Below are 10,166 nucleotides of genomic sequence, written 5' to 3'. Positions count from 1 at the left end.
GGCGGGTGGGTGGCGATGCAGGCGTCGCTCCAGCCGAGCACGGCGTGCAGGCGGTTTTCGCCTTCCAGCGCGTCGCAGCCGGTGCCTGGCTGGCGCCTGTTGCAGGCGCTGGCGGTGTCGTAGAAATAGCTGCAGCGCGTGCGCTGCAACAGATTGCCGCCGACGGTGGCGGCGTTGCGAAGCTGCGCCGAAGCGCCCGACAGCAGCGCCTCGGCCACCGCCGGATAGGATTTGGCGAACGCCGGATGGTAGGCAAGGTCGGCGTTACGCACCAGCGCACCGATGCGCAGGCCACCATCGTCCAGCCGTTCGATGCGGTTGAGTTCCGGCAGCCGGGAGATGTCGACGATACGCTCGGGACTGGTGATGCCGCCTTTCATCAGGTCGAGCAGATTGGTGCCGCCGGCGAGATAGGCCGAGCCCGGCTCGGCTGCCGCGGCGATGGCGTCGGGAATGGTGGCGGGCCTGATGTAATCGAAGTCTCTCATGCCGCGGTCCTCCGGTCGGCTTTGACAAGCTGTTGCTGGGCTTCCAGGACGGCCTCGACGATGCCGCCATAGGCCGCGCAGCGGCATATGTTGCCGCTCAGCCCCTCGCGGATGCGTTCGGGATCGTCGCCGGCCTGTCCCTCGGCGATCAGGCCGAGCGTGCTCATGATCTGGCCGGGTGTGCAGAACCCGCACTGGAAGCCGTCATGGGCGATGAAGGCGGCCTGCACCGGATGCAGTTCCTCGCCGTTGGCGACGCCTTCGATGGTCAAGACCTGGGCGCCGTCATGGCTGACCGCCAGCGCCAGGCATGAGTTGATGCGCTTGCCGTCGACCAGCACCGTGCAGGCGCCGCATTGGCCGCGGTCGCAGCCCTTCTTGGTGCCGGTGAGATCGAGCCGCTCGCGCAGCAGGTCGAGCAGGGTTACGCGTGGATCGACCTCCAGTTGGTGTCGGTGGCCATTGATGGTGAGGGTAATGGGAAGGCTGGTCATGGGCGTCTGGCTCCAGTTGCTTGACGCGGATGGGATTGAACTGGTGCCTTGCCGCAGAAGGGCAAGGTAACTGTTCGGTCAGGTCTTGACGGCGAAAGCGGAGATGGCGGATCTCCCGCGAGGCAGGCGGGCAGGGGAGATGTCGGCTTGCGTGTTCGAAAGACGTGACATACCGGTTCTCCTGATTATATGATAAAGGTGCTCCACTAAAACGGAGGCGCCTCCGTTTATTACGTGGTGGCTGACCCTGCCGGATTCAAGCCCCCTGACACGATGTGGAGAAAAAATTGGCCAGCGAGCCGTCCGCCATTGCTGAACAGAAGGCCGAGGCCGTAGACGCAAAGCCGCTGCGCGCCGATGCGCGGCGCAACCGCGACCGGCTGGTCGAGGTGGCGGTGTCAGTCTTTGCCGAGCGCGGCATCGATGGCTCGCTGGAGGAGATCGCGCGCCGCGCCGGCGTCGGCATCGGCACGCTCTACCGGCATTTCCCGACGCGCGAGCATCTGGTCGAGGTGGTCTATCGTCGTGAGGTGGAGGCGCTGTGCGCGGCCGCCGGCGAGCTTGCCCAAAAACATCCGTCCGATGTCGCGCTGGAACAGTGGATGCAGCGCTTCGTCGACTACATCGCCACCAAGCGCGGCCTGGCGACCAGCCTGCGCATTGTGCTCACCACCAATTCGACGCTGTTTTCCGACACGTTCGGCCGGGTGTCGCAAGCCTTGCGACGCCTGGTCGAGGCGGCGGTGGCCGACGGCACCATCCGCGGCGACGTCGACGCTTCCGACGTGCTGCACGCGCTGGGCGGCATCTATTCAGCGCCCGACACCCCCGAATGGCGCGACCGCTCGCGCCGGCTGGTCAAGCTGTTGATGGACGGGTTGCGGTTCGGGGCTGCAAAGGCACAATGAGGCGACCAGATTCCGGCCGTGCAAAACCAGACCTATCGATGAGTTGAGGGGATACGATGTATGTAGGCCGTTCCTACAAACTGATCGATTTCGCGCTGTGGTCGCGGCGCAGCGTCATCTACATGGTGGTGGTGAGCGGTCTGGCCGTGGCGGCCTACCGTCTTCCAGGCATCGCCGGGTTTTCGGTGCCATGGTCGGTGGTGCTGGTGCTTGGCACCACCGTGTCACTCGTCGCCGGGTTCAAGAATTCGCAGGTGTTCACCCGCAGCAGCGACGCGCTGCAGGCTTTTACGCAAATTACGGCCAGCAGCCGTTTGTGGTCCAATTTCTGCAGGGATTTCCTCGACGCGCCGACGGCCAGACAGCTCATCTATCGCCACATCGCCTGGATGACGGCATTGCGCTTTTCCCTGCGCCGGCCGATGCCATGGGAGTCCATGGCGCGGGCCGCCAATATCGAATACCGGCGGCGCTACCGTATCCATGAGGATGCGAGCTCGGTCGGCGACGAATTGCGTCCGCTGCTCGCCGAACAGGCCGAGGACGTCCTGAAATCGCCCCAGCCGGCGATAGCCCTGCTCGAACTGCAATCTGTCCAGGTCAATGCGCTGTTCAAGGACACAAAGCTCCCTCCTCAGATCTATGGCGAACTGACCAAGCTGATCCGCGACTTCCATGACCAGCAGGCGCGCTGCGATCGCATCAAGAACAATCCCTATCCCCGGCAATACGCCATCGTCAGTTCGATGTTCGTCATGATCTTCTGCACACTGTTGCCGTTCGGGGTCGTTCCCGTCTTTGCCGATATGGGCAAACTGGGTGGCGCGCTCGGGTCGATAGCGATCTGGCTGACGATCCCGTTCAGCACGCTGCTCGGCTGGGCCTACATGTCTCTCGACCAGGTCGGCGAAAGCAGCGCCAACCCGTTCGAGGGCAATGCCAACGACGTTCCGATCTCGCAGATCTGCCGCGACATCGAGATCGAGTTGCGTAGCGGGCTCGGCGAGAGCGACCTTCCCAAGCCCCTGCTGCCGGTCAACGACATCGCGACCTAGGCAGGATCACGACGAGGCGCGGCCCCGGCGGTCCCCTTCATCGTGCTGCTGGCGGAGAACGCTCAAACGTCAAGGCAGACCTTGCCGAAATGCTTTCGGGATTCGTAATGAGCGAAGGCGGTGGCGATGTCCTGCAGCGGAAAGTGGCGGTCTATGACGGGCTTCAGCCTGTTGGACTCTATCGCGCGGATCATATCCTCCTGGTCGGCCCGGCTGCCGATGGAAATGCCGCTGATGCGGATCTGGTTGGAAAACAGGGCTGGGATAGACACTTCCGCCGCAAAGCCGGTCAGGACGCCGACCAGCGCGATGTGACCGCCCGTGCGGCAGGCGATAATCGACTGCGCCAGCGTGGCGGGTCCGCCGACCTCGATCACGTGATCGACGCCGCGCCCGCCCGTCAGATCCTTGGCCTTGCGGCCCCAGTCCGGGACGGACTTGTAGTTGATGACGGCGTCGGCTCCGAGGCGCTTGAGCCTTTCCAGCTTCTGCTCGTCGGATGAGGTGGCGATGACCCGGGCGCCGGCGGCCTTGGCGAATTGCAGCGCGAACAGCGATACGCTGCCCGAACCGAGGACCAGCACTGCGTCGCCCGGCTTCACCTTGCCGCACACAATCAGGCCGCGCCAGGCAGTAACGCCCGTGCAGGTGAGCGACGCCGCCTCGACATGCGTATAGCCTGCCGGTGCCCTGGTGAAAGCATGCGCCGGCATGCAGACATACTCGCTGGCGAAGCCGTCGAAACTGTCTCCCGGAATATCGCGCCGGGTGCAGGGCGTCATGTCACCGCGCAGCCACCAGGGATAGAAGACGCTGACGACGCTGTCTCCGGGCCTGAGTGCATCGACACCGTCGCCGAGGGCAATCACTTCGCCGGCGCCGTCGGAGAGCGGAACGCGGCCGTCGGCGAGAGGCATCTTGCCTTGCACGGCAAAGTCGTCGCGCATGTTCAACGCGCAGGCCCGGATCCTGACCAGCACCTCGCCCGGCCCTGGTTGGGGCGGATCTTCCTCGACCAGGTCGAGATTGCCCAAGCCGCCCGGCGCTCTCAGCCTGACCAGTCTCATTGTCTTCTCCGATGTGTGGGGTGTCTAGAATTGGAAGGGCCTAGCGGGCCTGCCGGCCGGAGATCACCCGCAGCCAGGGCGCCAGATGAAAGGCGCTCATCAGCAGATACATCGCAGCCATGCCCGTGAGGGGCGAGGCGTCGGTGCCCATGCACTGCATGGCCGCATCGCCGCTGAAGATGCAGGTGAGCAGCGCCATCACGGCGAAGGTCGGTGCCGCGGCAAGGCAAAGCCAGTCGGCCAGCCCGAGGGTGGCGGCTTCTGGGATCGTGCTGCCGGCACCTGTGTGGATATCGCTCATCGCCTTGATCCTTGATGATCATGCCAGCCACGACAGGTTCCTCTCTCCACGGAGTGGGGAGAGGAACCCAGACTGGACAACCGTTACTGCTCGCCCTTGTCGCGGAATGCGGCCTCGCCGGCAGCAGACACTTCTTCCCATTTCTTGTCGGCCCCGGCGTCGTAATTGTCGTGCCAGTTCCACCAGGAGTAGAGTGGAGTCTGCGGATAGCCTTCGGGCGAATCCTCCCAGATTTCCTGGCGGCCGAGCGGCGTCGCGTCGAGATAGCTCCAGACGGTGCCCATCGCTTCGTCGCCGCGGCTGTTAATCAAGTAGGTGCGGAAGATGCGATCGCCGTCACGGATGAAGACGTTGTGGCCGTGCCATTCGTCGACACCGAAGTCCTTGTCGAAACTGTCAGTGATTGTGTACCAGGGCATCTGCCAGCCCATCCGCTGCTTCAGCCGCGCAATGTCGGCCTGCGGGGCACGCGAAGCGTAGGCAAGCGTGGTGTTGCGGGCGTTGAGATGGGCGAGGTGGCCGACCTGGTCGGCGCCCAGCGAACAGCCGCGGCAGGCGTGATCGGGCCAGCCATGCACGCCGGGCTCGAAGAAGGCGCGATAGACGATCAGCTGGCGGCGGCCTTCGAACAGATCGAGCAGGCTCGCTCTGCCGTTCGGTCCCTCGAACACATAGGCCTTGTCGACTTCCATCCACGGCATGCGCCGGCGCTCGGCGGCCAATGCGTCCTTGGCGCGCAGTGTTGCCTTTTCCTTCACCAGCATCTGTTCGCGGGCGGCTTCCCAGTCCTGCCTCGAAACGATCGGCGGGGTCTTCATTGCGATGTGCTTGGTCATTGGTCGTCTCCTTTGCCAGTCTGTTGTCGCTTGCTGTCAGCCAGAATAGGGCGGTGAAGCGGGAGGGTGGGAGTTACAAGTGTGACGGGATTTGCAGGAGCCGGCCCGTCGCAGCAGGGGTGGCGCATCCTCACGGTGCCTTCGGCCGGGTGGAGAGGAGTGTCGGTTGGCATTGTCGGTTCTCCCTTGGCGTGCCGCGCGTTGCCGATAGTTGCCGATGCGGCTTGCCGGTTGACGGTACGGATTTAAGTTAGGGCGGCGACGCACAAGGGTGGGAGTTACAAGTGTGACGGGATTTGAATGGATTCGCTGATCACCGCGGCTGCGCTGGCACTGGCCGGAGGCGACCCGCTCGGCGCGCTGGATCGCGTCGCCTTGCGCGAAGACCCGCCGGCGCTGGCGCTGCGCGGCATTGCCATGGCGCAGCTCGGTGATCTCGATCGCGCCAAGGCGCTGCTGCGGCGTGCCGCGCGCGGCTTCGGCCCGAAAGAGGCGGTAGCGCGTGCCAGATGCGTCGTTGCCGAGGCCGAGATCGCGCTGGTCTCGCGGGATCTCGGCTGGCCGGCCAAGGCTTTGGATGCGGCGCGGGCGACGCTGGAAAAGCATGGCGACCGGCTGAACGCAGCGCATGCCGGCCACCTCAAGGTGCGGCGCCTGCTATTGATCGGCCGTCTCGACGAGGCCGAAGACGTGCTGGCGGGGCTCGACCCGGCACCGCTTCCGCCGGCCTCGCGCGCCGCCCACGAACTTGCCGTCGCCGGCATCGCGATGCGGCGCCTCAAGACGAAGCCGGCGCGCAGGGCGTTGGAGTGGGCACGCCACGCCGCCCGCCAGGCCGGCATTGCGGGGCTCATCGCTGAAGTCGACCGCGCATTCCTGGCGCTGGACACGCCGGCGGCGCGGCTGATCGCGGCTGGCGAGCAGCGCCCGTTGCTGCTTGAGGACGTCGAGGCGTTGCAGGCGTCGCCGGCGCTGCTGGTCGATAATTTCCGATATGTCGTGCGCCAACAGGAGAAAACGGTCTCGCTGGCCACGCGCCCGGTTCTGTTCGCGCTGGCCCGTACGCTCGCCGAAGCGTGGCCAGGCGATGTGTCCAGGGCGACGCTGATCGCGCAAGCCTTCGGCGGCAGGCACGCCGATGAATCGCATCGGGCGCGGCTGCGGGTCGAGATCGGCCGGCTGCGCACCGAATTGCGGGGCTTGGCCGACATCGGCGCCACCAGCCAGGGCTTCGCGCTGGCGCCGCGCCAGGCACGCGAGGTGCTGGTGCTGGCGCGGCCGATCGAGGAGCGGCACGCGGCGGTGCTGGCTTTCCTTGCCGACGGTGAATCCTGGGCGAGTTCGGCGTTGGCGCTGGCGCTTGGCACCGGGCAGCGCAGCGTGCAGCGGGCGTTGGAGCAGCTTGGCGAGGCCGGCAAGGTGCAGTTTTTCGGTCACGGCCGGGCGCGCCGCTGGATGACGCCTCCACTGGTGGGATTCACGACCACCTTGTTACTCCCGGCCCCGCTGCCGAACGGTTAGGAAGTGACATCGGATCTCAATGAGGACAAGGACATGAAACAGTCAACGGCCGAAATCCTGCGCGAATACGGACCCTTTGCCGATGTGGAGAGGGTGCATGGGGTGAGCTTTGACGGCAGCAATGTCTGGTTTGCCTCGGGCGAGAAGCTGAACGCCTTCGATCCGGAGAGCGGGCAGAACCTGCGCTCGATCGATGTCGCGGCGCATGCCGGCACCGCCTGGGACGGCCAGCATTTCTTCCAGCTTGCCAACGACCTGATACAGAAGATCGACCCTGATACCGGCCAGGTGTTGGCGACTATTCCGGCGCCCGGTGGTGGCGGCGATTCCGGGCTGACCTGGGCCGAAGGAACGCTCTGGGTGGGACAATACCGCGAACGCAAGATCCACCAGGTCGACCCGGAAACCGGTGCGATCCTGCGCACCATCGAATCCAACCGCTTCGTCACCGGGGTGACATGGGTCGAGGGCGAGCTGTGGCACGCCACCTGGGAAGGCGACCAGAGCGACCTGCGCCGCGTCGACCCGAAATCAGGCAAGGTTCTGGAGAAGCTCGACATGCCGGCCGGGATGGGCGTGTCGGGGCTGGAATCCGATGGCGGCGACCGCCTTTATTGCGGCAGCACATCCGCCGGGGTGGTGCGGGCGGTGCGCCGGCCGCGGTGAGGATGCGGCCGACGCCGAAGTCACACTTGCAGGCGCACTTCACACGGCAATTTGTCCGCTGTCGGCTGGCCGTTGCCCCTTGTCGGACCTAGATAGGCTGTGCGCCGGGCGGACGCCCGGCCCAGCTTTGCAAAGGATCCCTCATGCCTGAACAGCCCACCATGCCCGAACAGATTGCATTGAACGACGGCTCCGCCATTCCCCAACTCGGCCTCGGTGTGTGGCAGGTCGACCAGGACATCACCGCCGACGTGGTGGGTTGGGGCATCGAGGCCGGCTATCGCCTGATCGACACCGCCGAAGGCTATCAGAACGAGGAAGGGGTCGGAGAGGCGATCCGCAGTGCCGGCGTGCCGCGGGCTGAGCTGTTCATCACCTCGAAACTGCGCAACGGCGCGCACCAGCGCGATGCGGCCTTGCGCGCCTTCGACGAGACGATGGAGAAGCTCGGCGTCGAACAGATCGACCTGTTCCTGATCCACTGGCCTGTGCCCAGCCAGGACAAATATGTCGAGGCCTGGAAGACGCTGGTCGAACTCAGGCAGGCCGGCCGCATCAAATCGATCGGCGTTTCGAACTTCAACCAGGACCATCTGGAGCGGATCATCGGCGAGACCGGTGTGACGCCCGTCGTCAACCAGATCGAGCTGCATCCCCAGTTCCAGCAGCGCGGTGTCAGGGACTTTCATGCCAAGCACGACATCCGTATCGAAAGCTGGAGCCCTCTGGGCAGCGGCCGGCTGCTCGGCGATCCGACCATTGCAGGCATCGCCAAAAAACATGGCAAGTCCGTCGCACAGGCGATCATCCGCTGGCATCTCCAGGAGGGGCTGATCGTCATTCCAAAGTCGATCCGCAGGGATCGCATCGCCGCCAATTTCGATGTCTTCGATTTCGAACTGGATGCGCAGGACCTGCAGACGATCCGCGGCATGGATTCGCCCGAGGGCCGCAACGGACCCAACCCCGCCACAGCCGCGTTCCTGTTCTGAGAGGCAAGTTTTAACGAGCTGGCAACGAAACTGCTAATCTCCCCCACGAGGGGGGAGATTGGCAGCTTTGCGGCTTTCGCCAATTTCTTGCGCCCCTCAAATCCCGGACCCATCCAACTGCTGGGCGTCTTCGCCTTCCCAGGGCGCCGGCATCGACGCGCGGCTAAGGTTGGCGGTGGGCAGCGGCATCCAGCATTTCAGTTCCGGGTCGGCGTATTCGATGACGCGCCCGGGCGAAGAGTCCGACGCGCGCCAGCCTTCCGAGGCGAACTGGTCGGCACGCGACCAATAGGCAAGGTCGACTTCCGCCGGTCCCTGCTCGGACGGACGCACAGTGACCAGGATGCGGCTGCCGTCCTTCGGCGCCGTCGACATGTGGCGCCACCGTTCGGGCTCGTCCATCGCATTCCTCCTCGCACTCGTAGCGTTGGGAGGAGTGTCGCCTCGTGGTCCGAAGGGGTCAACCCAAAGTTTGCGCCAGGCATCGGCTGATGACCCCTCCAGACGGTGCCTGCACAGTTGTGCGCAACACGCCGCGGGCGGTCATGCACGCTCGACGGGCCGTGACCCAGTTGATAAGCCCGTCTGCGAAAGGAGCGCCTGAGTCGAGATGACCGTTGCGATCGAGATGGGACAGACGACCGCAGGCGCCCCGGCGAAGCTGGATCTCGAGGAACTGCTCGCGACGCGCCTTTTGGTGCAGGGCAATTCGGGCTCCGGCAAGTCGCATCTGCTGCGGCGCCTGCTGGAGCAGAGCGCGCCCTGGGTGCAGCAGACCATCATCGATCCCGAGGGCGACTTCGTTTCGCTGGGCGACCGTTACGGCCATCTGGTGATCGATGCCGAGCAGCATACCGAGCGCGGCCTGCAGGCGGCAGGCGAGCGGGCGCGCATGCATCGCGTCTCCACCGTGCTCAATCTCGAAGGGCTCGACGCCGAGAACCAGATGCGGCGTGCCGCCGCCTTCCTCGGCGGGCTGTTCGAGGTCGCCCGTGACCACTGGTACCCGATGCTGGTGGTGGTGGACGAGGCGCAGCTGTTCGCGCCGGCGGTGGCCGGCGAGGTTTCCGACGAGGCGCGAAAGCTCTCGCTCGGCGCGATGACCAATTTGATGTGCCGTGGCCGAAAGCGCGGGCTGGCCGGCATCATCGCCACCCAGCGGCTGGCAAAGCTCGCCAAGAACGTCGCCGCCGAGGCGTCCAACTTTCTCATGGGCCGCACCTTCCTCGATATCGACATGGCGCGTGCCGCCGACCTTCTGGGCATGGAGCGGCGCCAGGCGGAGGCGTTTCGCGACCTGGAACGCGGGCAGTTCATGGCGCTCGGCCCGGCGCTGTCGCGCCGTCCGCTGGGCCTGCGCATCGGCCCGACGGATACGAGCCCGCGCAACGGAACGCCGCGGCTGATGGCGATGCCGGAAGCAGCACTCGAGGATGCACGCGCGATCATCCTGGCGGCGCCGCCGCCCGAAACGGTGCGCACGCCGCGTCGCCCGGCGTCGCCGGACCTGCTCGACCAGTTGATGGCGGCGAAGTCGGCGGCCTTGGAAATCCGCCCCGAACCGGCGGAGCCGCAAGTCAGCGCCGAGGATCTGGCCGAGCGCCGCGAGCGCGTGGACCGTGTGCTGCGCGCCATCCTGGCGCAGCCCGACGCGGGTTTTCGCGTGATCGGCGTGCTCTATCAGGAGTTCGTGGTCCGCTGCCGCATCGAAGGCCTGGCCTCGGTCGTGCCCGACCTGCCGGAGTTCCGCCGCATGCTGACGCGCGCCCGGGCCGGCCTTGGGTCAGAGACGACACAGGACGACGCATGGCGGGACGTTTCCGTCCGCGCGTCAGCAT

12 protein-coding genes are annotated in these 10,166 nt (G+C 65.6%); 6 read left to right on the top strand and 6 right to left on the bottom strand.

Annotation, left to right across the window (positions count from 1 at the left end):
* The coding region (locus tag EN884_RS12520) for an FAD binding domain-containing protein (RefSeq protein WP_206617585.1) at positions 1-488 on the bottom strand (488 nt) is incomplete at its 3' end.
* On the bottom strand, positions 485-982 hold the full coding sequence (locus EN884_RS12515) for a (2Fe-2S)-binding protein (RefSeq protein ID WP_013530705.1): 498 nt from the start codon (positions 980-982) through the stop codon (positions 485-487). The genes EN884_RS12520 and EN884_RS12515, both read right to left, overlap by 4 nt.
* A gap of 287 nt (positions 983-1,269) precedes the next feature.
* On the opposite strand from EN884_RS12515, the gene EN884_RS12510 reads away from it, so the two are divergent.
* Complete coding sequence (locus tag EN884_RS12510; RefSeq protein ID WP_024501664.1) at positions 1,270-1,890, top strand: TetR/AcrR family transcriptional regulator; 621 nt, start codon at positions 1,270-1,272, stop codon at positions 1,888-1,890.
* Between the two features lie 56 nt (positions 1,891-1,946).
* Positions 1,947-2,945 (top strand): bestrophin family ion channel, encoded by a 999-nt coding sequence (locus EN884_RS12505; protein WP_063168584.1) that lies wholly within the window; start codon positions 1,947-1,949, stop codon positions 2,943-2,945.
* Positions 2,946-3,007: 62 nt separating this feature from the next.
* On the opposite strand, the gene EN884_RS12500 is transcribed toward EN884_RS12505, so the two are convergent.
* The 3 genes from EN884_RS12500 to EN884_RS12490 form a co-directional block, all read right to left on the bottom strand.
* Positions 3,008-4,012, bottom strand: a complete 1,005-nt coding sequence (locus EN884_RS12500) for an NAD(P)-dependent alcohol dehydrogenase (RefSeq protein WP_063168583.1) — start codon at positions 4,010-4,012, stop codon at positions 3,008-3,010.
* 40 nt (positions 4,013-4,052) lie between these two features.
* The gene (locus EN884_RS12495; RefSeq protein ID WP_024501661.1) at positions 4,053-4,313 is read right to left on the bottom strand and encodes a hypothetical protein; all 261 of its coding nucleotides are present in this window, start codon (positions 4,311-4,313) and stop codon (positions 4,053-4,055) included.
* 83 nt (positions 4,314-4,396) lie between these two features.
* Positions 4,397-5,149, bottom strand: coding sequence for a thioredoxin family protein (locus tag EN884_RS12490; protein ID WP_013530710.1), 753 nt, complete (start codon positions 5,147-5,149; stop codon positions 4,397-4,399).
* A 300-nt stretch (positions 5,150-5,449) separates the two neighbouring features.
* Here EN884_RS12490 and EN884_RS12485 point away from each other — a divergent pair, with 300 nt between their 5' ends.
* The 3 genes from EN884_RS12485 (at position 5,450) to EN884_RS12475 (ending at position 8,328) form a co-directional block, all read left to right on the top strand.
* On the top strand, positions 5,450-6,670 hold the full coding sequence (locus EN884_RS12485; protein ID WP_063168582.1) for a hypothetical protein: 1,221 nt from the start codon (positions 5,450-5,452) through the stop codon (positions 6,668-6,670).
* A 33-nt stretch (positions 6,671-6,703) separates the two neighbouring features.
* Positions 6,704-7,336: a PQQ-binding-like beta-propeller repeat protein gene (locus EN884_RS12480; RefSeq protein WP_013530712.1), complete on the top strand. Its 633-nt coding sequence runs from the start codon at positions 6,704-6,706 to the stop codon at positions 7,334-7,336.
* A gap of 161 nt (positions 7,337-7,497) precedes the next feature.
* A complete protein-coding gene (locus EN884_RS12475) occupies positions 7,498-8,328 on the top strand; it encodes an aldo/keto reductase (RefSeq protein ID WP_174299083.1) in 831 nt (276 codons plus the stop codon).
* Positions 8,329-8,424: 96 nt separating this feature from the next.
* Here the strand turns inward: EN884_RS12475 and EN884_RS12470 are convergent, their stop codons facing one another.
* The gene (locus EN884_RS12470) at positions 8,425-8,730 is read right to left on the bottom strand and encodes a hypothetical protein (RefSeq protein WP_013530714.1); all 306 of its coding nucleotides are present in this window, start codon (positions 8,728-8,730) and stop codon (positions 8,425-8,427) included.
* Between the two features lie 208 nt (positions 8,731-8,938).
* On the opposite strand from EN884_RS12470, the gene EN884_RS12465 reads away from it, so the two are divergent.
* The coding region (locus EN884_RS12465) for an ATP-binding protein (RefSeq protein WP_164894987.1) at positions 8,939-10,166 on the top strand (1,228 nt) is incomplete at its 3' end.

The sequence above is a fragment of the Mesorhizobium sp. M7A.F.Ca.AU.001.01.1.1 genome (genome assembly GCF_004022735.1).
Lineage (GTDB): Bacteria > Pseudomonadota > Alphaproteobacteria > Rhizobiales > Rhizobiaceae > Mesorhizobium > Mesorhizobium ciceri.
This window is presented reverse-complemented; position numbering and strand designations above follow the sequence as displayed.